The sequence below is a fragment of the Haloarcula pellucida genome (assembly GCF_014647235.1).
GTDB classification, from domain to species: Archaea; Halobacteriota; Halobacteria; order Halobacteriales; family Haloarculaceae; genus Haloarcula; species Haloarcula pellucida.
In genome coordinates this window covers 61,316-84,231 of sequence record NZ_BMOU01000004.1, presented here as the reverse complement: position 1 = coordinate 84,231, position 22,916 = coordinate 61,316, and the positions used below count along the sequence as shown (strand labels likewise).

The following is a 22,916-nucleotide window of genomic DNA, read 5'->3' as shown; positions in this document are numbered from 1 at the left end:
TCGCTTTCCATGCAGGTGCGTCGGCGGCGACTACGCTGACACAAAGCGCGCTTCGTACCGGCGCTGGAGATACACCAACAGCGGCGTCCCGAGGAGCGTGGGCCACAGCCATCGGCCCACCGGTGGGAGGAACACGAAGTTCACCGCCGAGAACGCTGTCACGGTGGCGATGTAGCCCGCTCCCATCCGGGTGACGTGTTCGCCGAGCCACGCCCGCGGGTCGGTCTCGGTGCGGAACGACCGGACGTCGGCGACGGTGAGGACGGTTCCGAGGACGCCGAACACGAGCACCACCACGGCGAAGCCGTTGCCGGCGAGGAACTGGAGCGTGCCCATGGCGAGGAGGCCGACGCTGGCGAGGCCGTACAGCGTGACCGCACCCCAGTCGACGGCGGTCGGCGCGTCGGCCGGTCGCTTCCGCGAGAGAACCCGATAGCCAGAGAACACGAAGTAGAAGCTGAAGACGGCGACCAAAGCGAGGAACTGCCGCGTCGCCGTCGGGTCGAGAGCGAACAGCGCGAGCGCCGTCGCGGCGACGACGACCATCCCGTAGACGTACGCGCGGCCCGCATGTCGGTGTCGCAGGCCGCCTTTCTCCGTGACGAACGCCCCCACCCCCGCGAACAGCGCGAGAAAGCCAGCCACGATGTGGACCCACAGCGTGGCCGTTTCCACCGTCGTCATTCCCCGGTCCTCCCGAACCCGCCGTCCGTCGGTTGCTGTCGCATCGGGTGATCGTTCGGCGACGGTGACAATAAGCGTACTGAGTGGACACTCAGCCATCCGTCTCGGCCAGTAAACTATCGATATACGCCGACCACGCCCTGCGGAGGTCCTCTCCCACGTCCATCTCCAGTGCGACGTGAAACCCGGTCGACCCGTCGGCGGCGGCCAGCAGGAACGCGGCGGTCGCTCGCGGGTCAACGTCCCGAAACACGCCCTCCTCGACGCCCTCGGTGACGATGCGTTCGAGTTCGTCCAGCGTGGCGGATTCGAGCGCGAGCAGTGGTTCCCGTAGCGTCTCGTTGTACGGTGCGTGCGAGAGCAGTTCCATGACGGCGACGTGGAGGCCCGCGCCCTCCTCGCCCGGCGAGCGAAACAGCGACGCACAGGCGGCCCGCAACTCCGCCACCGGACCCTCGGCGTCACGCGCCGCCAGTTCCTCGCCCAACTGACCGGCCGCGTCTTCGAGAAACGCCGCTATCATCTCGTCCTTGCTGTCGAAGTAGTAGTAGAGGCCCGCCTCGCTGTTCTCGTACTCCTCGGCTATCTTCGCCGTCGTGAGCCGTTCGTACCCGTGTTCGGCGAGCGCCCGTCGGACCGCGCGTACGACCTCGGCGCGGGCGTCGGCGTCCATCTCCGGCATACTGTCGAGTGAGCGCTCACTCGCTTCAGCGTTTCGCACCGGGCTACTCGACGACGTACGACCGGTGTTCGCCGCGGCTCTCGACGTCGACGAAGCGGTAGCGCCGCGCGTCGGTCAACTGGCCGGCGAACGCCGCGTCGTCGGCCCCGTCGACGTCGTACACCTCCTCGGCACCGACGAATCCGCGGTCGCGAAGCGTCTCGACTGTGGACTCGGGAAGGTCGCACTCGGCGGGGAGTTCGACGACGAGCAGTCGGTCGGTGAAACTCTTTGCCGTCCACGCGTCGGCGACGTCGGGGCGAGCGGCGATGTCGGCGGCTAGCGAACGGACCGTCTCGTCGCGGTCGGACATACACGCGGGTTGGCTCTCCGCTCGGGAGTCGTCAGTCCCGAAGGTGTTCGCCCCCTCAGAACGGCGTCTCCACGTCCGTCTCGTCCGGTAGGTCGTCGCCGTCGTCTGCACTCCCGGGGTCGTCCGGTATCTCCCCCGTCTCGCGGTACGTCGCTTCGAGTTGCTGCAGTTTGCCGTTGATGGCGACGCTCTGGTGGTGCATCGAATCGACACGCACCCTCACGAGGTCGTACTCGTGGCGCTCAGTGAGGCCGTTCCACGCGCGGAAGGCGCCGACGGTGAGGGTATCGCTCTGCGGGCAGAACTCCGTGGTCGGCGTGAACTCGGCTCGCAGGACCGCCGGGTCGTCGGCCTCGCGTGCGTACCGGAACCCGGCGTCGGGGTGTCGGTGGTCCAGGTTCAGGCGGGCGAGGTTGTAGCCGAAGGTCATATCGTAGACGCCGCGTTCGGCGAACAGGCCCATCGTCACGCGGTGGAACGCAGCGTGGTCGGCGTCGGTCAGCACGTCGTGGCCCTCCAAGACCTCGCCCGGGTCGGGGACGTGTTCGGGGACGAACGCGTCGTAGTCGTCGAATCCGGTGTCGTCGCCGCCGCGGATGCCGGAGAGGAGACTCATGGACGGAGGTAGACGCTCCACCCCACAGACAGTGTCCCCGAACACGTTCGGCAGAATCCCCTCCAGCAAGTGCGATCCACGTCCGCGTGATGGTAACCACGAGCATCGACGCCGAACGCGAGTACGTAGACGACGGATTCTCGGCACAGACGATTCACGAGACGGAGCGCCAGAAAGTCGTACTGGGGTACTTCGAACCCGGACAGTTCATTCCGGTCCACGCCCCGGACAGCGACGTGGCGATAACCGTCCTCAGCGGCGAGGGAACGATCCGCGACGGCGACGAGGAGCGCTCGGTAAGCGCCGGCGACGTGGTGGCGGTTCCGGCGGGCGCGGACCGTGGCATCAGAGCGGACAGCGGCCGACTCGAAGCGACGCTCGTCACCGCGCCGCCGCCGACCGACGCCGAACACGAACCGGTGCGCCGGGGGCTGAAACGGGGCGAGTTCGACCCCGAGTGACGAACATATTCGGGAGAAGTCCCTCCGCCGGCGACGGCGAACCGCCGAGTGATGCCCGCCGCGAAACTCGACTTACGCAACATGGCACCGCCCGAGCGACACCCGACCATCCACTCCGCGTTCGACGAACTGGACCCGGGTGAGACGCTCCGCATCGTCAACGACCACGAACCGAAGCCGCTGTTCTACGAACTGCAGGCGGAAGTCGACGCGTTCGACGCCGAGCGCTACGACTGCCGTAAGGAGGAGGAGGGCAAGTACGTCGCCGACCTTCCGAAGAAAGCATGAGCGGCGCCGACGCCGCCGGCCTCGAACGCGTCTCGCTGTCCGACCTCGACGGGTCGGGCCGCGCGCAGTTGTTCGAGGGCGAACCGAAGACGGTCCGACTGACGCTGTCGGAAGGCGACGAGGTGCCGCCACATCAGCATCCGGGCCGGGACATCGTCTTCCACCTGCTGGACGGCGAGGTGGACCTGACGCTGGGCGAGACGACGCTCTCGCTCTCGGCGGGCGACGTCGCCCGCTTCGACGGCGACCAGGACATCTCGCCGGCCGCCGTCACCGACTGCGAGGCGTTGCTGGTCCTCGCCGAGTCGGCGTAACTACGCCGGGACCGCCGCGGTGACAGCGGTAGCCGGGACGAACGACGTTTTCAGGCCGGACGCCGTAGAGCGTCCATGGGTGTTACGGCACGATGGACGCTGACAACCGCTCGGAGGCGGCAGCCGTGACCGACGACGCGCCGGTGGGCGACCGCCCCGTACTGCTGTTCGACGGCGTCTGCAATCTCTGTAACGGGACCGTCCAGTTCGTCATCCCGCGGGACCCCACGGGACTCCTCAGGTTCGCACCGCTGCAGTCCGAGGCCGGGACGGAACTGCTGGAGCGAGTCGGCCTGCCGACCGACGACATGGAGTCCGTCGTCCTCGTCGAGGGCGACGAGGTGTACCGGAAGTCGGCGGCGGCTATCCGCGTGGCGGAACTGCTCGGGTGGCCCTACAGTCTCGCGAGCGTCGGCCGACTCGTGCCCCGTGGGATACGGGACGCCGCCTACGACGTCGTCGCGGAGAACCGATACGACTGGTTCGGGCGCAAGGACCAGTGTATGGTGCCCGACGACGACGTGCGCGACCGCTTCCTCGGCTAGCTCAGCCGAACAGTTCGACGGCCGTCTCGACGGTCCGGTCCCCGGCGTTGCTAGACTGGCGGAGACTCTCCCGCGGGACCGCGAGCAGTCGCTCAGCCAGTCGTTCGCTCAGGCGCTCGACGGCGGCCGCCTGCTCGTCGGTCAGGTCGCCCCGCGCTCGCAACTGTGTGAGCGCCTGTTCGAGTTGCTCTGCCCGAATCCCGGCGGCACGGGACTCTATCTGTCCGATTGCCTGTTCTACGTCCGGCGTCGTCTCGTGGATGTCGTCGTTCACACTCATCGGTTCCAGATGACCGTCACCGTCGCCTCGTCGGTGTCGACGGTCTCGTAGTCGTAGCCGCGGTCCTCGAGTTTCGGATAGAGGTGCTGTGGCGCGCGGTCGTTGTACTGGACGAGGACGGTGTCGTCGTCGAGCGTCGGCAGCAGTTCCAGCGTCTCGGCCAGCGGCTTCGGCGGCCCCAGTTCGCGCACGTCGAGGCGTTCTGTCGGTGCGTCGGCCGGCGCGTCCGTCTGGGCGAGGACGGCGTCGGTTGCCAGTGACATACGCGAGGATTGACGCTCGTCCGCGCCGTCGGTTTCCCCGAACGTGTTCGGCCACACCGACAGCAGGCCGGCGCACTAACCACCGAGTGATGAGCGCGATACCCGGGAACGTCGACACGGACGCTGGGCCGCCGATGACGGTGCCGTTGCGCCACTTCGTCGTCGCGCTGGCCTTCCTCGTGGCCGGCGTGGCCGTCGGGGTAGCGGGCGGCCGCGGCGGCCACCTCGCACAGGTCCACCTGTTGCTCGCTGGCTGGGTCTGTCTCACCATCATGGGGGCGATGACGCAGTTCGTCCCCGTGTGGTCGGGCGTCGCCCTGCACTCTCGCCGGCTCGCTGCCGCCCAGTTGCCACTCGCGGCCGTCGGGTTCGCGGGATTGGCCGGTGGCCTCCTGTTCGGCGTCACGGCCGTCCTCCCCGTGGCCGGTGTGTTCGCCGTCGCGGGCGTCTGGACGTTCGTCTACACGATCGGTCGGACGCTCGCCGACGCCGAGTGGGACGTGACGACCGCCCACTTCGCCGCGGCGCTGGGCTTTTTCGTCCTCGTGACGAGCGCGGGCGTCGTACTGGCGCTCGACCACGCCGTCGGCGTCCTCCCGATGGTCGGCGTCACGCGGGCCGACCTCCTGTCGGCTCACGCCACGCTCGCGGTGTTCGGCGCAGTCTTGACCACCGTGGCGGGCGCGCTCGCGCAACTCGCGCCGATGTTCACCCAGACCGACGCCACTCGCGTCGGCGGCCTGCTCCAGCGAGCGGAGACGGTGGGCTACCCACTCGGCGTCCTCCTCCTCGCCGGCGGACGGCTGCTGGGGATTCCCGCACTCGCTCGCGTCGGTGGCGTCCTCGTCGCCGGCGGACTGGCCGTCGTCGGCCTGTTGCTGGCCCGTCGGCTCCTCGCCGCGAGCGTCGAGCGCACGCCGATGCTCACCCGCTACGCCGTCGTCGCCGTCACGCTGGTGGTCTGGGCGCCGCTCTCGGCGTGGGCGTGGTGGCAGGACCCGATCGCCTACGGCAGCCTGTTCGGACACCCGGCGGTCGGGACGCTGCTGCTGGTCGGCGGCGTCGGGTTCGTCGTCCTCGGGACGCTGTACCACGTCGTCCCGTTCATCGTCTGGGTCCACCGCTACAGCGACCGCCTCGGGTTCGAGGACGTCCCGATGATCGACGACCTGTACGACGACCGGGTCGCGCTCGCCGACGGGGCCTGTCTCGGCCTCGCTACCGTCGCCGTCCTCGTGGCTGCAATCGCTCCCGTACCGACCGGGAGCAGTCTGCTCGCAGGTGTCCTCGCGTTCGTCGGGGCCGCGCTGTTCGCGGGCAACCTCCTCGGCGTCCTCGTCGAACACGGGCCCCAATCGCTGCCGGTACTGGTCGGGGGGCGGTTCGTCGAGGAGTCCGAGTCCTGACTCGCTCATTCTTCGTTCGGCTGGTCGGTGTACAGCGAGTAGGTCAGCACGGCGAACCCGGCGGCGGTGAACACGCTCTCGACGGCGGTACTCGTCACCACGGGGAACGCAAACAGTTGGTGGAGGCTCCCGGCCAGCAGTGCCCCGGCGGTCACGAGACCGATACCGACCCACAGCGCACGCATCGCAGTCGCTTTCGTCCGGTTGTACGCCCTGTACGTTAGCGTCGTGAGGACGGCCCCACAGACGAGTGTCACTGTCTTGGCCGCCACGAGGAGTACGGTACTGGGGTGCATCATCGTGGTGGGCACTGCACGACTCTCTCAAATATAAACTGGCGCGCGTTGCCAGCGAGTGAGAAGCCCCGCCTCAGCGCACGTACAGGGAGTAGAGGATGATACCGAGGCCGATTGCGGTCAGGGCGCTGGAGACGAAGACGCTGGTGTAGATGAGGTTGACCCCGTAGTACGTCCCGACGACGAGGTCGAGGGCCCCGCCCAGAATCGCACCGAGCGTGACGACCCCGAACCCGTAGGTGAGCCACTTGTGTTGTGGCGTCCCCGTCCGGTCGTAGGCCTGATACGAGTAGTACGTTATCAGCCCGCCGATGATGAGGATGAGCGTCTTCGAGACGACGACACCGACCTGTGAGCTTGGAATGTGAACCATGGATTACGTCTCCTTTCGAACTTCGGACCAGAGGTTTTCGAGCCGTTGGTCCGGGGACCGGGCGCGGTGACTGATGTCGACGGCGAACTCCCGGTCTTCGTCGAGCGCGATGACCACTTCCTTGAAATCGACCGCGTACCGACTGGCGTGTTGCCCGTCGGGCCGGACCTCGACGCCTTCGTACAGCAGGGACGAGTCGGTCAGTAGTTCGAGCTTACGATAGGTCGTAGACAGTGGGACGTCGCTCGCCTCCGAGATTTCGCTCGCTGTCATCGGCTCGTCGAGTACGCTGACGATAGACCGACAGTCCTCGTCGTCGAGGGCGTCGAGAACCGTGGTCAGCTCCGGCGTGTCGTCGTCAGCGAACGGATCCCGAACCATCCTTGTCGCCAACTCATTTCCCGCCCCCTTTAACCTAACCGACTCACGCCGAACGGCGGTCTCAGAGAGTCACGACCGGAATCCCCCAGAATATTCGGGGTTTGGTATATTGATGGAAGCGCCCGTTCCCAGCCGCTGAGAACGGTTCTGTCACCGTGAGAACGCCCCTACGGGGGTTTATGTACACACTCGATACGTTCAGGTGTCCATGAGCAAACGAGTCGGTGCACCCGGTTCAGGTATCTCGCGTCGTGACTTCGTGAAGGCTTCCGGCCTCGGCGGAACGGTCGCTCTCGCTGGTTGTACGGCCCCCGGAAATCCGCAGGACTCGGTCAGCACGTCGACGGAGGCGAGCGCCAGTCAGGCCGGCGGCGACCTGCCGACGACGTCGCCGCCAGAGATCGTCAACGTCGACGAGCAGGGCGGTGAGGTGACGCTCTCGTCCGTGCCGGCACGCCACGAGGCTCACCCGGGCGAGTCGATGGGCGGCCCCGTCGAACTGCCGCAGGTCTGGGCGTTCAAGGCCGACGACGGCGACCCGAGCGTCCCCGGTCCCATCCTCCGGACGACGGAGGGCGAGGACATGGAGGTGACCTTCGACAACACCGACGGGAAGCGCCCGCACACCGTCCACTTCCACGCGGTCCGAAAGAAGTGGGAAGACGACGGCGTGCCCACCACGACTGGCATCCGAATCGATCCCGGCGAGAAACACACCTACACGATCCCCGCGAACGTGCCGGGGACGCACCTCTATCACTGCCACTACCAGACCCATCGGCACATCGACATGGGGATGTACGGCATCTTCCGCGTCGACCCGAAGGGCTACGAGCCGGCCGACAAGGAGTACTTCCTGACGCTAAAGGAGTGGGACTCCCGACTCAACCGCCAGATGGCGGGGATGGACGCGAACTACGACGTGCGGAACCGTCGCCCGGACACGTTCACGATCAACGGGAAGTCTGCGCCGCGGACGCTCCACCCCGAGGACGGGTCGCCCATCATCGTCGAACAGGGCGACACGGTCCGTATCCACTTCTGTAACAACGGGTACATGGACCACCCGATGCACATCCACAATCACCGGTTCCAAGTCGTCGCCAAGGACGGGGGCACGATTCCGGACGTGGCCCGCCACGATCAGGACATCACTAGCATCCCGCCCGCCGGCCGACACACCATCGAGTTCGAGGCGGACGCCGACCCCGGCATCTACCTCGCGCACTGCCACAAAGTCAGCCACGCGATGAACGGGAGCGCGTACCCCGGCGGCATGGTGACCGGAGTGGTCTACAAGGAGGCGATGGACACGGACATCTTCAAGCAATTGATGGAGTACGCGGGGTACGAGGGTTGAGCGAAGCGAGCGGCGGAGCCGTGACCTCCGACGGCTGACCCCGGGACACCGAGCGGTCGACTAGCCGCCCGAGACGTCGCCGGACGCCATCGAGAACGCGACGCTGCTGGTGCAGGACCATCGGACCCACCTCTCACGTGGGGCGGTCGGACCCTCTCGGTCACAGTGCCACGGTACATTTTCCGGTCGTTGGACTCGGGTATCCGGCCCGAAGTGACGCTACGCGCGGGTGGGGACGCGCACGGTGACGAGGGGTCCGGCGGCGTGATTTCGACGTCGGCTGCTAGCGGATAACGGCAGCGAAGACGGTCTTCGAGACTCGGAGCCATTATATGAATGGTTGCTCAACTACTCAACCATGTCCGAGACAGACCGCCTCGAACGGCTCATCGCCGACGAGTGTGGGGAGTGTTGTGAGTCAGACGTCGCGGAGCGTCTCGAATCGCTCGAAGCGTATCGGGACGCGATTCCGGACGACGCCGGGACAGACCGGAGCGCACTGCAGACGCTGAGCAACGAGACGCGGTACGACATCGTGTACCTCCTGTCGGCGGCCGACCGGGAGCTCTGTGTCTGTGAGATCAACCCGCTCGTCGACGTGAGCGATAGCGCCATCAGCCACGCACTGTCGGACCTCCACGACGCGGGGCTGGTCACTCGCCGGAAGGACGGCACGTGGCGGTACTACGAGACGACCGACCGCGCAGCGGAACTCGTCGCGGCGCTCGATGCGACGCGGGGTGGTGAGTGATGGCCGATACGCCGCTCAGGGTGGCGTTCGTCTGTGTCCAGAACGCCGGTCGGTCCCAGATGTCGGCCGCCTTCGCCGAGCGAGAAGTCGAGAAGCGCGGCCTCGACGACCACGTCGAGGTCGTCACCGGCGGGACCCACCCGGCCGACAACGTTCACGACGAGGTCGTCGCGGTCATGAAAGAGGAGGGGTTCGACCTCACCGACCGGACGCCGCGCGAGATTACGACCGCCGAACTGGAGTCGTGTGCGTACGTCGCGACCATGGGCTGCTCGACGCTCGAACTCGACGCGGACGCCTCGGCGGTGACAGTTCGGGACTGGGCACTCGACGACCCAGCGGGGCAAGATATGGACCGGGTCCGGGAGATCCGCGACGAGATACGGGCGCGGGTCGCCGCGTTGTTCGACGACATCGAGGCGGAGCTTCCGAGCGATGACTGACGAGTATCACTGGGCGAGTACGGCGGCTATCGGGGTGAGATAACCGTGGCGCTCTCAGAGCTGTGGGCCGTCGAGATGCTTCTGGCGGCGTTCGCGGGCGGTGCCTTCGGGGCGGCGATCGGTGCCCTCCCGTCGTTCACGCTCGCGGGACTGCTGGTCGTCGTCGGTGAACTGTACAAACTCGTCGTCCGGACGACCGGTGCCGACGCTGTACCCGTCGACATCACGGGGACTATCGGCTTCGGCGTCGTGCTGGGTCCACACGTCGCGTTCGGTGGCGGGGCCGCGGCACTGGCCTACGCGACGAAACAGGGGTACCTCGACGGAGACTTCGAGTACCATCCGGCGAAAGACGTGGCCCGTGGTCTCGGGAGCAAGCCCGACGTACTGGCCGTCGGCGGCGTGTTCGGCGTCGTCGGGTACTGGATAGCGACAGTCTCCAGTTCCGTCTCGGTCCCCGTCGACCCCGTCGCACTCGGCGTCGTCGGTTCGGCGGTCGCACATCGCCTCGCGTTTGGGTACAGCCTCGTCGGTGCGGCCCCCTCCGAGTGGTTCGATATGCGGCCCGACGAACGGGGTCGCGACACGGAGGACAGCGGCGGAGCCGTGACGGACGGCGGGACGCCGGCAGTCGAACCTTGGCTCCCCTATCAGTACCGCTGGAGCGACGTCGCGATGCTCGGGGCAGTCGTGGGCGTCCTCGGCGGCTACGTCGCGTACCTGACCGCGAGTCCGTTCCTCGCGTTCGGTATCAGCGTCGTCGCGCTGGTCTTTGTCAACGCCGGTGTGGCGAACGTTCCGGTCACGCATCACATGTCGCTGCCGGCCAGTACCGCGGCGCTGGCACTGGTCGACGCCCCGGCGGCCCAGCTCACACCGGCGGTGGTAGCCGGGAGTGTGCCGCTCGGACTGGCGTTGTTGGTCGGGGCGGCTTTCGGCGTTCTCGGGTCGCTCCTCGGCGAAGTGGTGCAGCGAATCTTCTATGCCCACGCCGAAACGCACTTCGACCCGCCAGCGGCGAGCATCGTTCTCACGTCGCTCGTCGTTGCACTCCTCGCACTCCTCGGCGTGGTCGAGTCCCCAGTCTGGGTCCCGCTCCCCTGAGCGACGCGGCGGCGTCGGCCCGCCGGTCCGACCCCGGGCCGGTACGCGTTCGTGGCTCTCGTCGACCCGCGCGGACCCGGATTGCCCCGGTCATCGACGTCGAGCGGGACGTTCCGGTCGTGTCGAGATGAAAGACGTTTTCATTTTCCCATCGGAAGACGGACGGGATGTCGCACACTGCGACAGACCCGCCGTCGTTCGAGCGCGGGTCACTGGTCCCCGTCGTAGCGTACCTCCTGACAATCGCTGTGCTGTCCGGATTCGTTCTCGTCTCCTCGGGGGAGTCACCGTCGCCCCTTCTGGGAATGGTCTGGGGGCTGTTCCTCGTCGCACTCGCCGTCGGCGCGTTCGTGGTCGAAGGGGTCTCCCCGCGCTCGCTCGTACCGCCCCTCCGTTCGGTTGCCCCGGTGTTCGCGCTCGTCGCGGCGTTCTGGGCGCTGTACAACCTCCTCGCGTTCGGGCTGGCTCTCGGCGGCGTTCCCGGCGTCACGACCACTCCGTCGAGGGTCACGGCACACCCGTCCCTCTACCTCGCTGCCCTCGGGAGCGCTCTCCTGTTCACCGCGATTCCGGAGGAACTCGTCTTCCGCGGGTACCTCCAGTCGAAGGTCGGAGCGCTGGCCGAGAGCCGAACGCGTCGTTCGGTCGCGACCGGTATCGCGGTCGCGGCGGTCCTCTTCGCACTCTTTCACCTCCCGCGGTGGTTTCTCGCGTCGGGCCACGGCGTCGGGTCGGCGCTCGCGGTCCGATTGCTCGGTCTGACGCTCATGGGGCTCACGTACGGGCTCGTGTACGCGCTGACGCGGAACCTGTTGCTGGTCGCCCTGTTCCACGCGACGATGAACCAGCCCCCGTTCTTGCTCACGGTACAGTTCCCAGCCGAGTTTCACCTCCTCGTCGGCCTCGTCGAGTACGCCGCGATGGTCGCTCTCGTCGTGGTCGCCGTGCGGTTGGGCGGGTCGACTGAGCTGACTGTGTCACGGGCCCGACACGCGCCGTCGTCCGCCACCGACGACTGAGCGCCGCGAGTGGCGGCATCGCCGTCGCCCACTCCTAGTTTTAGGCAATCCTAAATCATCTCAGTCTTCGTCCGAACGTGTTCGCACCCGTCGTCGGTCCCCGAGAACTGGGGCTGCCTACAAACCCGAGGACGGAGAACCGCCGCCTGTATGCAAGTCTCACGACAGACGCTTGCGAAACTGCTCGTCGCCGCGTTCGTCATCAACCTCGTGGTGATGGGCGCGGGCGCTGCGCTCGCCTACGAGAAGGCACCGCCCATTCCCGAGCGGATCGCCGGTCCCGACGGCGAGACTATCGCGACTGCTGCGGACGTACAGAACGGCAAAGAGACGTTCCAGAAAGACGGCCTGATGAACCACGGGTCGATACTGGGCAACGGCGCGTACTACGGCGTCGACTACACCGCCGACACGCTGGACCTGAAGGTCCAGTACATGCGCCAGTACCACGCCCGGGAGGAGTACGGCAGTGACTTCGACGCGCTCTCGGCCGAGCGACAGGCCGCCATCGAGACGCGCGTCGAACAGCGTCTCGACCGGCAGGGCTCGGGCGACGTGGTGGAGTACTCCGCCGCCGAGGTGTACGCCCACCAACAGATTCGCGAGGAGTACGTCGAGCGCTACCACGAGGGGAGCCACGAGCGTGGCGTCCCCGAAGGCATGATCGCCAGCGAGGACGCCGCCCGGGACTTCGCGGACTTCGCGCTCTGGACGGCGTGGTTCTCCCACGCCGACCGCCCGGCGGGTGACCACTCCTACACGAACGAGTGGCCCTACGCACCCGGTGCCGGTAACGACGCCACCGCCGCAGCCATGACGTGGAGCGTCGTCGCCATGGTGTTGCTCGTCGCCGGTGCGGGCGCGGCGGTGTGGCTCTACCGCAGCATCGACCTCCCCGAACCCGAAGTCGAGGGCATCGACGTGCCCGCGCCCGACAACGTGGCGCTGTTCCCCGGCCAGCGGGCGGCCACGCGGTTCATCCCCATCGCGGCCGGGTTGTTCCTCGGGCAGGTCCTCCTCGGGGGCCTGCTCGCGCACTTCTACGTCGAGCGCGCCGCGTTCTTCGGTCTGGGCGAACTCGTCGGGGTGAACGTCCTCCAGTGGCTCCCCTTCGCCATCGCGAAGACGTGGCACATCGACATGGGTATCCTCTGGATAGCCACCCTGTGGCTCGGTGCCGGCCTGTTCCTCCCGCCGTTGCTGACCGGGCACGAACCCGACCGGCAGGGCACGCTGGTCAACGTCCTGCTGGGCGCGCTCGTGGTCGTCGTCGTCGGCGGCCTCGTCGGCATCTGGCTCGGCATGCAGGGCTTCTTCGAGGGTGACCTCTGGTGGTGGCTCGGCAACGAGGGGCTGGAGTACCTCGAAGTCGGCCGCGTCTGGCAACTCGGTCTGCTCGCGGGCTTCCTCATCTGGGCCGGCCTCGCCTACCGCGGCTTCAAGCCGCTGCTCGACGACGAACCGAAGTACGGCCTCTCGCATCTCATCCTCTACGCCGGTGGCTCTATCGCCCTGCTGTTCACCGCTGGCCTGCTGTACACCCCGAAGACCAACATGGCCGTCACGGAGTTCTGGCGCTGGTGGGTCGTCCACATGTGGGTCGAGGGGGCCTTCGAGTTCTTCATCGTCGCCATCGTCGGCATCACGCTGGTGTCGATGAACCTCCTGAAACGCCAGAGCGCCGCCAAGGCCGTGATGTTCGAGGCGCTGCTGGTGATGGGCACCGGCGTCATCGGCGTCTCCCACCACTACTGGTGGATCGGGATGCCCGACATCTGGGTGCCGCTGGGGAGCGCCTTCTCCACGCTGGAACTCGTCCCGCTGGTGTTCATCCTCTACGAGGCCATCAACGAGTACCGCGCGATGGCCACCGGCGGCGAGAGCTTCCCGTACACGATTCCGTTCATGTTCATCGTCGCCTCCGGCGTCTGGAACTTCGTCGGCGCGGGCGTGCTGGGCTTTTTCATCAATCTCCCGCTCATCAACTACTACGAACACGGCACCTACCTCACCGTCGCCCACGCTCACGCGGCGATGTTCGGGGCCTTCGGCTTCCTCGCGCTGGGTATGGCGAGCTACATGCTCCGCATCAGCGTCGACCCGAGCGACTGGGACGGGTCGTGGCTTCGGGCCGCGTTCTGGTGCTGGAACGTCGGCCTCGCGCTGATGGTGCTGGTCTCGGTGACGCCCATCGGGTTCCTCCAGCTAGAGGTGGCCTTTACCGAGGGCTACGCCGCCGCCCGGAGCGTCGCGTTCTACGAACGCCCGCTGGTGCAACTGCTGTTCTGGGCGCGGATGCCCGGTGACGCACTCATCATCCTCGGGACGGTCATCTTCACCGCCGACGTGCTTCGCAAGCGGTTCTCCCTGCGGTCGGTGCTGGCCGACGACGACGACGCGCCGGTGTCGGACCCGGTCGTCTCCGACGACTGAGCGACCGCGAGCCGTCGGTTTTTCCACTCTTTCGAGAGACGGCGGCTCGATAGCGACGGGTCGTACCGGGAGTCGCTTTCTCGGACGTAAACTGGATGGGACTATATCGAATCCGGATGGGTTCGGTCCGGTTCCCACCCGCTGGGAACACGCTCGACCCGTTTTTTGTCGGGCAGACAAGTGTCGCGTATGGGAGAACTCGACCACGAGGTGGACGCCCCGCGCGGCGCGACCAGCCGCGAGTGGGAAGTGTTCTGCCGGGAGTCGTCGGCGGACCCGCTCACGCACGTCGGGAGCGTCAGCGCCCCGTCGGCGGACATCGCCCGCGAACAGGCGACCCAACTGTTCGCCCACGCCGCCGAGGCGCTGTGGCTCTGCCCGGCCGACGAGACGGTCCGGGTGCAAGCGGAGTCGCTGGCGCTCGACCCAGCGGCGGACGGGACCGACGCGACGATGGACGCCGAGTCGATGCAGGCGGAGACCCTGCGAGGTGAGCGGGAGTGATCTCCGTCTCGAAACTGCTGACCGACCTCGACGCGGAGGGCGACGGCCTGCGTTATGACGCCGCCGAGGAGTCCACGAAGTCACAGATTCGCGACGAGAAACAGCGCCGTCCGGTCGTCGTCTGGAACGTCACCAAGCAGTGTAACCTCTACTGCGATCACTGCTATGCCGCCGCCGACACCGACATCGCCGACGGCGAACTCACGACGGCGGAAGGAAAGGCCCTGTTAGACGACCTCGCCGACTACGGCGCGCCGGTGATTCTGTTCTCCGGGGGCGAACCGCTCGTCCGGCAGGACCTCGAAGAACTCGTCGCGTACGCGAACGAGGTCGGCGTCCGCCCCGTCCTCTCGACCAACGGCACCCTCATCACCGAGGAGCGAGCGGCGTCGCTGAAAGCGGCGGGGCTGAAGTACGCCGGCGTCTCCGTCGACGGCCTCCCCGAACGCAACGACGACTTCCGCGGGATGGAGGGGGCGTTCGACGGCGCCGTCCAGGGCATCCGGAACTGCCTCGACGCCGGCCTGAAGACGGGCCTTCGCTACACCATCACGGAGCGCAACGCGCCCGACTTGGAGGGGGTCGTCGACCTGCTGACCGACGTCGGCGTCGACCGCTTTTGCTTCTATCATCTGGACTACGGCGGCCGCGGCACCGAGATCGTCGACGCCGACCTCACCCCCGTCGAGCGCCGGGAGGCCGTCGAGCGGGTGTGTGACATGACCCGGGAGTACCACGACCGGGGCGAAGAGATAGAGACCCTGCTGGTCGGGAACTACGCCGACGCGGCCTACCTCGTCGAGTACGCCCGCGAGCACATGAGCGAAGCCCAAGCCCGCAGAGTGTACGAATACCTCCGGGTCAACGGTGGCGACCCGACTGGCGAACGCGTCGCCGACGTCGACTATCAGGGCAACGTCCACCTCACCCAGTTTTGGCAGGGCTACTCGCTGGGCAACGTCCGTGACCGCCCGTTCGGCGACATCTGGGAGGACGAGTCGAACCCGCTCGTCCGGGCACTCCGAGAGCGCGAGGACCGTCTCACGGGGAAGTGCGCGGACTGTCGGTACGCGGGAGTCTGTCGCGGCGGGTCGAGACTCCGGGCGCTCACCGTCGAAGACGACCTGTTCGCGCCGGACCCGCAGTGTTACCTCGACGACGACGAGATTCGTGGTCCGGAACCCTTCGCCGGCGGCGACGCGACGAGTCCGGCGGACTGAGCGCTTCGGGTCAGGGGTTGCCGGTGGTCGTCGAGGGACGTATCAAAGCCCTCCGCGTTGAGGCCACGGCCTCATTCTACTCCCCGCGGTACGTCCATATGCGACCGTCGACGACGGTCGCGGCGTATCGTGTCAGTGACTCCAGTCTCGTGGGAGTGAGCAGAACGGTTCGTTCGGGCCACGACCGCCCGTTGGACGCGGGCGGCCACTGCTCGTGTTCTCTTTCGGTGACATCACGCCCCGTGTACCGGGGCGCTTTTGGCCGGGCCACCTCTATGACCGCTCGTGCTGTCGGTCGAGCTTCACACGCACTCGGCGCTGTCCCACGACGGGCGCGACCCGGTCGAGCTACTGCTGGCACAGGCAGAAGCCGTCGGACTGGACGCGCTCGCGGTCACCGACCACGACGAACTGGACGCGAGTCTGGAGGCCGCCGAACTCGCGCCGGAGTACGGTCTCGTGGGCATCCCCGGGATGGAGGTGACCTGTGCGGCGGGGCACGTCCTCGCGCTGGGTATCGAGTCACCGATTCCGGCGGGCCTGTCCTTCGCCGAGACGCTCGACCGCATCCGCGACCAAGGGGGGCTGGCCGTCGTGCCCCACCCGTTTCAGGAGTCCCGTCACGGCGTCCTCGAACACATCTCGAAGGACGAACTCGCGACGGCGGACGCCATCGAAGTGTACAACTCCCGCTTGCTGACCGGCCGGTCGAACCGACAGGCAGAGCGGTTCGCCCGGCGGCGGGGGCTGCCGATGACCGCCGGGAGCGACGCCCACATCGCCGAGATGGTCGGGCAGGCCGTCACGAAGGTCGACACCGACGAGCGCTCCGTCGACGCCATCCTCGACGCCGTCGAGAAGGGACAGACGACCGTCGAGGGCGAGCGAACGCCGTGGCGCATCAGCTTCCGGCAGGCCGCCGGGGGCGCGAAGCGCCGCGTGAAGAGCCGACTCGGGAGCTTTCTGGACTGATGGAGGGCACAGACGAGGCAACCGTTCGCGCCGCCGTCGAGTCCGGTGACTCGCTCCCCGGTACCGCCGGCTTCGCGGGGCGACTCGACGACGCCCTCGTCAGGGACGTACTCGGGCGGTATCCGCTGTTCGTCGAGAGCGGCGCGGCCGGTGGTGCTGTCCCGGACGCCGACTGGAGCGCCGACCCCACCGAACTGGCCGACCCCGACCCGGTCCCGGCGGGCCACGTCCGCGACGCCGACGGGACGCGCGAGGTGTGGTCCCTGCCGGACCCGGACCCCTTTTCGAATCCCGAGACGGCCGTCGAGGCTGTCCGGGACGCCGTCGAGACGAGTATCGACGCCGTGGACGCGGACGGCCTCGCGATTGCCTTCTCGGGCGGGGTCGACTCCGCGCTACTGGCCGCTCGACTAGACGCGCCGCTGTACGTCGCCGGATTCCCCGACAGCCACGACGTCGAGGCGGCCCGGTCGGCGGCCGAGTTACTAGGGCGGGGCCTGCGAGTGGTCGAGTTGACCCACGACGCCATCGAGCGGGCCGTCCCCGGAATCGTCGCCGCCACGGGCCGGACGAACGCCATGGCGGTCCAGATCGCGCTCCCGCTGTATCTGACCGCCGAACGAGTCGCTGCCGACGGGTTCGACCGACTCGCGCTCGGACAGGGCGCCGACGAACTGTTCGGCGGGTACGCCAAGGTGGCGAAAGCGCCCGAGGACCCGCGCGTCGACGCCGACACGGTACGTGGCGCCCAGCGAGAGGTGGTCGCGACGCTTCCGGACCAGCTATCTCGCGACGTGCTAACCCTCCGGGCCGCGGGCGTCGAACCGGTGACGCCGCTGCTCCACGACCGCGTCGTGTCGGCGGCCCTGCGACTGGACGACCGGATGCTCGTCGACGGGGAGACGCGCAAGTGGGCGCTCCGGCAGGCGGCACTCGGGTCGCTGCCCGAGGCCGTCGCGATGCGAGACAAGAAGGCCGCCCAGTACGGGTCGCTGGCCGCCCGGGAACTCGACCGACTGGCCCGACAGGCGGGCTATAAGCGCCGGATGGACGACCACGTCACCCAGTACGTCGAGTCGCTGGTCGAGTGATTACTCCGTCGGTGTGTCGCTCCCGGTGATGGCGACGGGGCGCTCGGAGTCGAGGATGACCGCTTGACTCACGCTCCCGAAGACGAACGCACCCAGCGGCGACCGCTTCCGACCCCCGAGGATAATCATGTCGACGTCGTATTCCTCGGCGATGCTCACTATCTGCTCTTCCGGCGCGCCGTAGGTGGTGACCGTCTCGACGGCGACGCCGGCATCACGCAACGCTTCGACCATCGTCTTTCCGGCGGGCGTCTGTTCGACGGTCGTCTTCTCGGCTGTCTCCTTGGTGTCGAAGACGTGCAGGACGACCGCCTCCACCTCCTCGTCCGCGTACGGCAGTGCCGTCGTCGCCGCCACCTGGGCGGTCGCTCGCTCCTCGCTCGCGTCCACGGGAAGTAACACCTGATACATGCCCCCCGAGACGGGTCTTAGACCGATAGTTAGCGACTGCTTATCGTCTCGATGGCCTGCGTCCCGATCTCTACGACGTCCGCCGGAATCTCGTCGCGCCGGTCGGCGAGGTCCGCGGCCGTAAACCACGTCCAGTCGTCGGCCGGTTGCTCGCCGGGGTCGGGGTCGATGTCGCGGGACGGCGCGTCGCCATAGAAGATGAAGTCGACGTGCTGGTGGCCCACCTCACCGTGCTCGTGGACGTTGATGTCCTCCAAGAGGAAGTGCTGTGGCTGAGGAATCGAGCGGACCGTCTCGCTCTCGATGTCTTCCTGTGGGGCGACGAGGTCGACGGCCATGCCCAGTTCCTCGCGCGTCTCGCGCAGGGCGGCCTCGTGGGGGAGTTCGTCTCGGTCGACGTGACCGCCGGCGGGGAGCCACATGTCGAGTTTGTCGTGTTCGTGCAGGGCGACGCTCCCCTCGCTGACGGCGTAGACGGTCGCGACGAAGTGGCGGGTCGTCTCCATACGGGTGGCGACGGGACAGGGGAAAGTCTACGTTACGAAGTTCAGGGGTGGACGCTGTCCTCGGCTTCCAGCAGTTCGTGATAGCGGTTGCGGATGGTGACCTCGGAGATGTTCGCGACTTCGCTGACCTCGCTCTGTGTGACCTTCTCGTTGGTCAGCAGCGAGGCGGCGTAGACGGCGGCCGCGGCGAGACCGACGGGGGACTTCCCGGAGTGAACGCCCTCCTCTTTGGCGTTCTTCAGTAGTTGGCGGGCGCGGCGTTCGACCTCCTCGGAGAGGTCGAGGTCCGAGGCGAAGCGCGGGACGTAGCTCTCGGGGTCGGCAGGCTGGATTTCGAGGCTGAGTTCCCGGACGACGTAGCGGTAGGTGCGGGCGATCTCGTCTTTGTCGACCCGGGAAACGTTGGCGATCTCGTCGAGCGACCGCGGGGTGCCGGCCTGTCGGGCGGCGGCGTACAGCGACGAGGTCGAGACGCCCTCGATGGAGCGGCCGGGGAGCAGGTCCTCGTCGAGCGCGCGGCGGTAGATGACAGAAGCCGTCTCGCGGACGTTCTCGGGGAGGCCGAGCGCGGAGGCCATCCGGTCGATCTCGCCGAGCGCCTGCTTGAGGTTACGCTCTTTGGAGTCGCGGGTGCGGAACCGCTCGTTCCAGGTGCGCAGGCGCTGCATCTTCTCGCGCTGGCGCGAGGACAGGGAGTTGCCGTAGGCGTCCTTGTCCTGCCAACCGATGTTGGTCGACAGGCCCTTGTCGTGCATCATGTTCGTCGTCGGCGCGCCGACGCGGGACTTCTGGTCTTTCTCCTTCGAGTCGAACGCACGCCACTCGGGGCCGGGGTCTATCTCGTCTTCCTCGACGACAAGCCCACAGTCCTCACAGACGGTTTCGCCGCGCTCGCTGTCGGAGAGCAGAGAGCCACCACACTCGGGACAGACGAGTCCCTCGTCTGCCTCCTCTGTTGTCTCGTCGACGTCGGTTTCGTTTTCATTCGTGTATCGGCGGATGGTGGTATCGGTCATTGGTAGCGAACTGACGGGTCTGGGTACCCGAAAAACGTCTCTTGTACCCTTTTGTTGTGGCCGGAGCAACTTAAAACCTTTCCCGATTCACAAACATAGCGTTTGCCTTTCGTAAAACTCCGTTGGTAGTTTTTGCCGAAATACTTCCACTGCGAGAACTGCCCCCAACAGTTTGGCCCCCTGTTTCGAAACGCTTACCGCCGGTCCGATACTCCGCCCGGACATGAGCGACAACGCCGTCGACCCGAGCGAGGTACGTCACATCGCCGACCTCGCCCGTATCGACCTCGACGACGACGAGGTCGAACGGTTCACCGAGCAGTTCGGCGAGATTCTGGCCGCGTTCGAGGCGCTGGACGAGGTGCCCGAGACCGAGCGCGAGGCAGACCTCGCGAACGTCATGCGACCCGACGAGGTCCGAGAGGGCCTGCGTCAGGAGGAAGCGCTCCAGAACGCCCCCGAGACGGAGGCCGGGCAGTTCAAAGGGCCGAAGGTGTCGTGAGATGACCGACTACAACGGCTACATCGCCACGGAGACCATCGAGGGCGCCGACGACGGCCCCCTCGCCGGCCGCACCGTCGCCGTCAAGGACAACATCTCCACCGAGGGCGTCCAGACCACCTGCGGCTCCGCGATGCTCGACGGGTACGTCCCGCCGTACGACGCGACGGTCGTCGCGCGTCTGAAAGAGGCCGGTGCGACCATCCCCGGGAAGACCAACATGGACGAGTTCGGGATGGGGACGACCACCGAAACGTCGGCCTACGGCCCCGTCGAGAACCCCGTCGCCGAGGGGCGGGTCCCCGGTGGCTCCTCCGGTGGCTCGGCGGCCGTCGTCGCGGCGGGCGACGCCGACATGGCACTGGGAAGCGACACCGGTGGCTCGATTCGCTGTCCGGCCGCCTTCTGTGGTGTGGTCGGTATCAAGCCGACCTACGGCCTCGTCTCTCGGTACGGCCTCGTCGCCTACGCGAACAGCCTCGAACAGATCGGGCCGATCGCCCCATCCGTCTCCGAGGCCGCGGAACTGCTGGAGGTCATCGCCGGTCCCGACGAGCGTGACGGGACGACGCGAGACGCCAGCGAGGCGGTCGAGGGCTACGACTTCGCCGACGCCGCCGACGGCGACGTCGACGGCCTCTCTATCGGTGTCCCGACCGAACTCCTCGACGGCGCCGACGAACAGGTCGTCGAGACGTTCTGGACGGCGTTGGACGACCTCGAAGCGCAGGGCGCGACTTACCACGAGGTCGACCTCCCGAGCGTCGAACACGCCGTGGAGGCGTACTACGTCATCGCGATGTCCGAGGCGTCCTCGAACCTCGCCCGCTTCGACGGCGTCCGCTACGGCCAGTCGGGCGGCTACGAGGGCAACTGGAACGAGTCGTTCGCCAATTCGCGCGAGGAAGGCTTCGGCGAGGAGGTCAAACGTCGCGTCTTGCTGGGCACCTACGCCCTCTCGGCGGGCTACCACGACAAGTACTACAAGAAGGCTCAGGACGCCCGTGCGTGGGTCAAGCAGGACTTCGACGAGGCGCTCTCGGAGGCCGACGTGCTGGCGTCGCCGACGATGCCGGTGCCGCCGATGAAGCGCGGCGAGAGCCTGGACGACCCGCTGACGATGTATCTGGCCGACGCCAACACGACCCCGGTGAACCTCGCGAACCTCCCGGCCATCTCGGTGCCCGCCGGCGAGACGGACGAGGGCCTCCCCGTCGGCCTGCAACTCGTCGGGCCGGCCTTCGGCGAACGGACGATTATCCGGGCCGGCAGCGCGCTGGCCTGATACTGGTGGCTGTAACAAACTGAAGTAATTTGCCACCCCGAGGTGGCGAATATCTTTACGAACTTACAGCCACCAGTATGAGAACCCGTGCCGAGACACCGGCATAGCGCCGGTCGATGTCCCACCCCGTCATGCTTTTTATACAGCGTATCGAAATTCGAACGATAGTGCCTGCCACCCACTCCACCCTCCGCCTGCGGCTGGCTGCCCTCCTGCTCGGCCTCGTCGCTTTCGACGTGGTCGCCGTGGTCACGGCATACGTGTTGGTCCACATCGCCTACGGCCTGCTGCCGATGTTTGGCCTCCCGGTCGGCGCGTCCTTCTGGACCCAGGGGTTCCATCTCGTCTCGCTCCGGCCCGCGGTACTGGCCGGAACGCCGCTCGTGTTGGCCTTCCAGTTCGTGTTCGGCTATCGGGTCACGCTACGGGAGGCCACCGACGGCCCGGACCTACCCGAGGCGTCCGAGCCAGAGACCACCAGAGAGCGCTTCACCGCTATCAAACACGAGCGGACGGCGACACAGCTCCGCGAACGGGTCACGCGGCTGGCCCAGACGGTGGACATGTCGACACCCGACGTGCGCGTCATCGACTCGACGACACCGAACAGCTACGCCGCGAGCCGGCCCGGCGAGCGGACGCTGTTCGTCACAACGGCGCTCGTCGACCAACTCGACGGCGACGAACTGGACGCCGTGCTCGCCCACGAACTCGCCCATCTGAAAAACGGCGACTCGTTCGTGATGACGGCGGCGGCGTTCCTACCGATCGTCAGCGCACGCGCCACACGGTGGCTCCGAACGACGCTCGAAACCTCGGTGTACACCCACTGGTTCTTCGACGGCGAGACCAGCAGAAACGCCATTAGCGCTGCCTATTTCTACCTCCCGCTGGTCGCGTTCGCGTTCCTCGCGATGCCGTTCACGGCGGCGCTGTATCTCGCCAGTACGGCTTGCTACCGGCTCTTGTCCAGAGTCCGGGAGTACGCCGCCGACGCCGGCGGTGCCGCCATCTGTGGCTCCCCGGCGGCGCTCGCCAGCGCACTTGAGACGGTGACGGACGACCGGCGTCCGGACGCGGACATTCGGACCGCCGAGACGGGCGTTCGGGAGCTGTGCGTGGTACCGTACACGATTACGGACGAGACGCCCGACCCGCCGGCGGGGCGGGCCGAACGGATCGCCCATCGGTGGCACACCGTCACAGAGCAGATACTGCCCGGGTCCCATCCAGACGTTGACGACCGCATTGCCGCCTTACGGGGGCGACAGTCCGACCTCGACCAGCGCAGCTAGTCCCGCACGTCGATGATGAGGCTGGTGTTCGGGCGACACGAGACCGTCCGGACCTGTGTCCCT

At 67.3% G+C, this 22,916-nt stretch carries 30 protein-coding genes; 18 read left to right on the top strand and 12 right to left on the bottom strand.

Features of this window, described 5'->3' with window-relative positions:
- Nucleotides 1–30 precede the first annotated feature (30 nt).
- The 4 genes from IEY28_RS12490 to IEY28_RS12475 form a co-directional block, all read right to left on the bottom strand.
- Nucleotides 31–684: a DUF2306 domain-containing protein gene (locus IEY28_RS12490; RefSeq protein ID WP_188998031.1), complete on the bottom strand. Its 654-nt coding sequence runs from the start codon at nt 682–684 to the stop codon at nt 31–33.
- A 91-nt stretch (nt 685–775) separates the two neighbouring features.
- On the bottom strand, nt 776–1,366 hold the full coding sequence (locus tag IEY28_RS12485) for a TetR/AcrR family transcriptional regulator (RefSeq protein WP_188998027.1): 591 nt from the start codon (nt 1,364–1,366) through the stop codon (nt 776–778).
- Between the two features lie 43 nt (nt 1,367–1,409).
- Nucleotides 1,410–1,718, bottom strand: a complete 309-nt coding sequence (locus tag IEY28_RS12480) for a hypothetical protein (protein WP_188998024.1) — start codon at nt 1,716–1,718, stop codon at nt 1,410–1,412.
- 55 nt (nt 1,719–1,773) lie between these two features.
- Complete coding sequence (locus IEY28_RS12475) at nt 1,774–2,334, bottom strand: DUF7998 family protein (RefSeq protein ID WP_188998021.1); 561 nt, start codon at nt 2,332–2,334, stop codon at nt 1,774–1,776.
- Between the two features lie 89 nt (nt 2,335–2,423).
- Between IEY28_RS12475 and IEY28_RS12470 the strand changes: the two genes are divergently transcribed.
- The 4 genes from IEY28_RS12470 (at nt 2,424) to IEY28_RS12455 (ending at nt 3,942) form a co-directional block, all read left to right on the top strand.
- Nucleotides 2,424–2,795: a cupin domain-containing protein gene (locus tag IEY28_RS12470; protein ID WP_188998019.1), complete on the top strand. Its 372-nt coding sequence runs from the start codon at nt 2,424–2,426 to the stop codon at nt 2,793–2,795.
- Nucleotides 2,796–2,846: 51 nt separating this feature from the next.
- The gene (locus IEY28_RS12465; RefSeq protein ID WP_188998016.1) at nt 2,847–3,083 is read left to right on the top strand and encodes a DUF2249 domain-containing protein; all 237 of its coding nucleotides are present in this window, start codon (nt 2,847–2,849) and stop codon (nt 3,081–3,083) included.
- A complete protein-coding gene (locus IEY28_RS12460) occupies nt 3,080–3,397 on the top strand; it encodes a cupin domain-containing protein (protein ID WP_188998012.1) in 318 nt (105 codons plus the stop codon). Before IEY28_RS12465 ends, IEY28_RS12460 begins: the two co-directional genes overlap by 4 nt.
- 92 nt (nt 3,398–3,489) lie before the next feature.
- Nucleotides 3,490–3,942 (top strand): thiol-disulfide oxidoreductase DCC family protein, encoded by a 453-nt coding sequence (locus tag IEY28_RS12455; protein ID WP_188998009.1) that lies wholly within the window; start codon nt 3,490–3,492, stop codon nt 3,940–3,942.
- 1 nt (nt 3,943) lies between these two features.
- Here IEY28_RS12455 and IEY28_RS12450 read toward each other — a convergent pair whose 3' ends face one another.
- Both IEY28_RS12450 and IEY28_RS12445 read right to left on the bottom strand, forming a co-directional pair.
- Nucleotides 3,944–4,222, bottom strand: a complete 279-nt coding sequence (locus IEY28_RS12450; RefSeq protein WP_188998006.1) for a glutamyl-tRNA reductase — start codon at nt 4,220–4,222, stop codon at nt 3,944–3,946.
- Complete coding sequence (locus IEY28_RS12445; RefSeq protein WP_188998003.1) at nt 4,219–4,485, bottom strand: DUF2249 domain-containing protein; 267 nt, start codon at nt 4,483–4,485, stop codon at nt 4,219–4,221. The genes IEY28_RS12450 and IEY28_RS12445 overlap by 4 nt, the downstream gene beginning before the upstream one ends.
- 89 nt (nt 4,486–4,574) lie before the next feature.
- Between IEY28_RS12445 and IEY28_RS12440 the strand changes: the two genes are divergently transcribed.
- Nucleotides 4,575–5,891 carry a hypothetical protein gene (locus tag IEY28_RS12440; protein ID WP_188998000.1) on the top strand — a complete coding sequence of 439 codons (1,317 nt, stop codon included), beginning with the start codon at nt 4,575–4,577 and terminating at the stop codon, nt 5,889–5,891.
- A gap of 5 nt (nt 5,892–5,896) precedes the next feature.
- Here the strand turns inward: IEY28_RS12440 and IEY28_RS12435 are convergent, their stop codons facing one another.
- The 3 genes from IEY28_RS12435 to IEY28_RS12425 form a co-directional block, all read right to left on the bottom strand.
- Nucleotides 5,897–6,187: a DUF7521 family protein gene (locus IEY28_RS12435; protein ID WP_396275597.1), complete on the bottom strand. Its 291-nt coding sequence runs from the start codon at nt 6,185–6,187 to the stop codon at nt 5,897–5,899.
- A 73-nt stretch (nt 6,188–6,260) separates the two neighbouring features.
- A complete protein-coding gene (locus IEY28_RS12430; protein ID WP_188997998.1) occupies nt 6,261–6,560 on the bottom strand; it encodes a DUF7521 family protein in 300 nt (99 codons plus the stop codon).
- Nucleotides 6,561–6,563: 3 nt separating this feature from the next.
- The gene (locus IEY28_RS12425; protein ID WP_166971123.1) at nt 6,564–6,941 is read right to left on the bottom strand and encodes a winged helix-turn-helix domain-containing protein; all 378 of its coding nucleotides are present in this window, start codon (nt 6,939–6,941) and stop codon (nt 6,564–6,566) included.
- Between the two features lie 208 nt (nt 6,942–7,149).
- On the opposite strand from IEY28_RS12425, the gene IEY28_RS12420 reads away from it, so the two are divergent.
- From IEY28_RS12420 to IEY28_RS12375, 10 genes are all read left to right on the top strand, one after another.
- Complete coding sequence (locus tag IEY28_RS12420) at nt 7,150–8,301, top strand: multicopper oxidase domain-containing protein (RefSeq protein ID WP_188997995.1); 1,152 nt, start codon at nt 7,150–7,152, stop codon at nt 8,299–8,301.
- Between the two features lie 358 nt (nt 8,302–8,659).
- Complete coding sequence (locus IEY28_RS12415) at nt 8,660–9,052, top strand: ArsR/SmtB family transcription factor (RefSeq protein WP_188997992.1); 393 nt, start codon at nt 8,660–8,662, stop codon at nt 9,050–9,052.
- The gene (locus IEY28_RS12410) at nt 9,052–9,495 is read left to right on the top strand and encodes an arsenate-mycothiol transferase ArsC (RefSeq protein ID WP_188997989.1); all 444 of its coding nucleotides are present in this window, start codon (nt 9,052–9,054) and stop codon (nt 9,493–9,495) included. Before IEY28_RS12415 ends, IEY28_RS12410 begins: the two co-directional genes overlap by 1 nt.
- 45 nt (nt 9,496–9,540) lie before the next feature.
- A complete protein-coding gene (locus tag IEY28_RS12405; protein ID WP_188997986.1) occupies nt 9,541–10,599 on the top strand; it encodes a DUF7973 family transport facilitator in 1,059 nt (352 codons plus the stop codon).
- 167 nt (nt 10,600–10,766) lie between these two features.
- Nucleotides 10,767–11,618: a CPBP family intramembrane glutamic endopeptidase gene (locus tag IEY28_RS12400; RefSeq protein ID WP_188997983.1), complete on the top strand. Its 852-nt coding sequence runs from the start codon at nt 10,767–10,769 to the stop codon at nt 11,616–11,618.
- A 150-nt stretch (nt 11,619–11,768) separates the two neighbouring features.
- Nucleotides 11,769–14,051: a nitric-oxide reductase large subunit gene (locus IEY28_RS12395; protein WP_188997980.1), complete on the top strand. Its 2,283-nt coding sequence runs from the start codon at nt 11,769–11,771 to the stop codon at nt 14,049–14,051.
- 189 nt (nt 14,052–14,240) lie between these two features.
- Nucleotides 14,241–14,555: an Htur_1727 family rSAM-partnered candidate RiPP gene (locus IEY28_RS12390; RefSeq protein WP_188997977.1), complete on the top strand. Its 315-nt coding sequence runs from the start codon at nt 14,241–14,243 to the stop codon at nt 14,553–14,555.
- Nucleotides 14,552–15,775, top strand: coding sequence for a TIGR04347 family pseudo-SAM/SPASM protein (locus IEY28_RS12385; protein WP_188997974.1), 1,224 nt, complete (start codon nt 14,552–14,554; stop codon nt 15,773–15,775). Before IEY28_RS12390 ends, IEY28_RS12385 begins: the two co-directional genes overlap by 4 nt.
- A 285-nt stretch (nt 15,776–16,060) precedes the next feature.
- Entirely contained in the window at nt 16,061–16,747 is a 687-nt protein-coding gene (locus IEY28_RS12380) for a PHP domain-containing protein (RefSeq protein WP_188997971.1), read from the top strand.
- A complete protein-coding gene (locus IEY28_RS12375; protein WP_188997968.1) occupies nt 16,747–17,838 on the top strand; it encodes an asparagine synthase C-terminal domain-containing protein in 1,092 nt (363 codons plus the stop codon). Before IEY28_RS12380 ends, IEY28_RS12375 begins: the two co-directional genes overlap by 1 nt.
- Here IEY28_RS12375 and IEY28_RS12370 read toward each other — a convergent pair whose 3' ends face one another.
- The 3 genes from IEY28_RS12370 to IEY28_RS12360 are packed head-to-tail and all read right to left on the bottom strand — an operon-like array spanning nt 17,839 to nt 19,771.
- Nucleotides 17,839–18,249, bottom strand: coding sequence for a universal stress protein (locus tag IEY28_RS12370; RefSeq protein WP_188997966.1), 411 nt, complete (start codon nt 18,247–18,249; stop codon nt 17,839–17,841).
- Nucleotides 18,250–18,278: 29 nt separating this feature from the next.
- Nucleotides 18,279–18,755, bottom strand: a complete 477-nt coding sequence (locus tag IEY28_RS12365; protein ID WP_188997963.1) for an NUDIX domain-containing protein — start codon at nt 18,753–18,755, stop codon at nt 18,279–18,281.
- A 41-nt stretch (nt 18,756–18,796) separates the two neighbouring features.
- Nucleotides 18,797–19,771 (bottom strand): transcription initiation factor IIB, encoded by a 975-nt coding sequence (locus IEY28_RS12360; RefSeq protein ID WP_166971101.1) that lies wholly within the window; start codon nt 19,769–19,771, stop codon nt 18,797–18,799.
- A gap of 223 nt (nt 19,772–19,994) precedes the next feature.
- On the opposite strand from IEY28_RS12360, the gene gatC reads away from it, so the two are divergent.
- From gatC to IEY28_RS12345, 3 genes are all read left to right on the top strand, one after another.
- Entirely contained in the window at nt 19,995–20,273 is a 279-nt protein-coding gene (gene gatC / locus IEY28_RS12355; RefSeq protein ID WP_188997960.1) for an Asp-tRNA(Asn)/Glu-tRNA(Gln) amidotransferase subunit GatC, read from the top strand.
- A gap of 1 nt (nt 20,274) precedes the next feature.
- A complete protein-coding gene (gene gatA / locus IEY28_RS12350) occupies nt 20,275–21,558 on the top strand; it encodes an Asp-tRNA(Asn)/Glu-tRNA(Gln) amidotransferase subunit GatA (protein ID WP_188997958.1) in 1,284 nt (427 codons plus the stop codon).
- A gap of 131 nt (nt 21,559–21,689) precedes the next feature.
- Entirely contained in the window at nt 21,690–22,853 is a 1,164-nt protein-coding gene (locus IEY28_RS12345; RefSeq protein ID WP_188997954.1) for a M48 family metallopeptidase, read from the top strand.
- Nucleotides 22,854–22,916: the final 63 nt, after the last annotated feature.

Excerpts from the sequence above, each read along its gene's own strand:
- IEY28_RS12420 (WP_188997995.1), top strand. The coding sequence starts at position 7,150 with ATGAGCAAACGAGTCGGTGCACCCGGTTCAGGTATCTCGCGTCGTGAC.
- IEY28_RS12465 (WP_188998016.1), top strand. The coding sequence starts at position 2,847 with ATGCCCGCCGCGAAACTCGACTTACGCAACATGGCACCGCCCGAGCGA.
- IEY28_RS12480 (WP_188998024.1), bottom strand. The coding sequence starts at position 1,718 with ATGTCCGACCGCGACGAGACGGTCCGTTCGCTAGCCGCCGACATCGCC.
- IEY28_RS12455 (WP_188998009.1), top strand. The coding sequence starts at position 3,490 with ATGGACGCTGACAACCGCTCGGAGGCGGCAGCCGTGACCGACGACGCG.
- IEY28_RS12485 (WP_188998027.1), bottom strand. The coding sequence starts at position 1,366 with ATGCCGGAGATGGACGCCGACGCCCGCGCCGAGGTCGTACGCGCGGTC.
- IEY28_RS12400 (WP_188997983.1), top strand. The coding sequence starts at position 10,767 with ATGTCGCACACTGCGACAGACCCGCCGTCGTTCGAGCGCGGGTCACTG.
- IEY28_RS12475 (WP_188998021.1), bottom strand. The coding sequence starts at position 2,334 with ATGAGTCTCCTCTCCGGCATCCGCGGCGGCGACGACACCGGATTCGAC.
- IEY28_RS12395 (WP_188997980.1), top strand. The coding sequence starts at position 11,769 with ATGCAAGTCTCACGACAGACGCTTGCGAAACTGCTCGTCGCCGCGTTC.
- IEY28_RS12415 (WP_188997992.1), top strand. The coding sequence starts at position 8,660 with ATGTCCGAGACAGACCGCCTCGAACGGCTCATCGCCGACGAGTGTGGG.
- IEY28_RS12345 (WP_188997954.1), top strand. The coding sequence starts at position 21,690 with ATGCTTTTTATACAGCGTATCGAAATTCGAACGATAGTGCCTGCCACC.
- IEY28_RS12390 (WP_188997977.1), top strand. The coding sequence starts at position 14,241 with ATGGGAGAACTCGACCACGAGGTGGACGCCCCGCGCGGCGCGACCAGC.
- IEY28_RS12375 (WP_188997968.1), top strand. The coding sequence starts at position 16,747 with ATGGAGGGCACAGACGAGGCAACCGTTCGCGCCGCCGTCGAGTCCGGT.
- gatA (WP_188997958.1), top strand. The coding sequence starts at position 20,275 with ATGACCGACTACAACGGCTACATCGCCACGGAGACCATCGAGGGCGCC.
- IEY28_RS12490 (WP_188998031.1), bottom strand. The coding sequence starts at position 684 with ATGACGACGGTGGAAACGGCCACGCTGTGGGTCCACATCGTGGCTGGC.
- IEY28_RS12440 (WP_188998000.1), top strand. The coding sequence starts at position 4,575 with ATGAGCGCGATACCCGGGAACGTCGACACGGACGCTGGGCCGCCGATG.
- IEY28_RS12410 (WP_188997989.1), top strand. The coding sequence starts at position 9,052 with ATGGCCGATACGCCGCTCAGGGTGGCGTTCGTCTGTGTCCAGAACGCC.
- IEY28_RS12365 (WP_188997963.1), bottom strand. The coding sequence starts at position 18,755 with ATGGAGACGACCCGCCACTTCGTCGCGACCGTCTACGCCGTCAGCGAG.
- IEY28_RS12360 (WP_166971101.1), bottom strand. The coding sequence starts at position 19,771 with ATGACCGATACCACCATCCGCCGATACACGAATGAAAACGAAACCGAC.
- gatC (WP_188997960.1), top strand. The coding sequence starts at position 19,995 with ATGAGCGACAACGCCGTCGACCCGAGCGAGGTACGTCACATCGCCGAC.
- IEY28_RS12445 (WP_188998003.1), bottom strand. The coding sequence starts at position 4,485 with ATGTCACTGGCAACCGACGCCGTCCTCGCCCAGACGGACGCGCCGGCC.
- IEY28_RS12430 (WP_188997998.1), bottom strand. The coding sequence starts at position 6,560 with ATGGTTCACATTCCAAGCTCACAGGTCGGTGTCGTCGTCTCGAAGACG.
- IEY28_RS12450 (WP_188998006.1), bottom strand. The coding sequence starts at position 4,222 with ATGAGTGTGAACGACGACATCCACGAGACGACGCCGGACGTAGAACAG.
- IEY28_RS12425 (WP_166971123.1), bottom strand. The coding sequence starts at position 6,941 with ATGGTTCGGGATCCGTTCGCTGACGACGACACGCCGGAGCTGACCACG.
- IEY28_RS12470 (WP_188998019.1), top strand. The coding sequence starts at position 2,424 with ATGGTAACCACGAGCATCGACGCCGAACGCGAGTACGTAGACGACGGA.
- IEY28_RS12370 (WP_188997966.1), bottom strand. The coding sequence starts at position 18,249 with ATGTATCAGGTGTTACTTCCCGTGGACGCGAGCGAGGAGCGAGCGACC.
- IEY28_RS12460 (WP_188998012.1), top strand. The coding sequence starts at position 3,080 with ATGAGCGGCGCCGACGCCGCCGGCCTCGAACGCGTCTCGCTGTCCGAC.
- IEY28_RS12435 (WP_396275597.1), bottom strand. The coding sequence starts at position 6,187 with ATGCACCCCAGTACCGTACTCCTCGTGGCGGCCAAGACAGTGACACTC.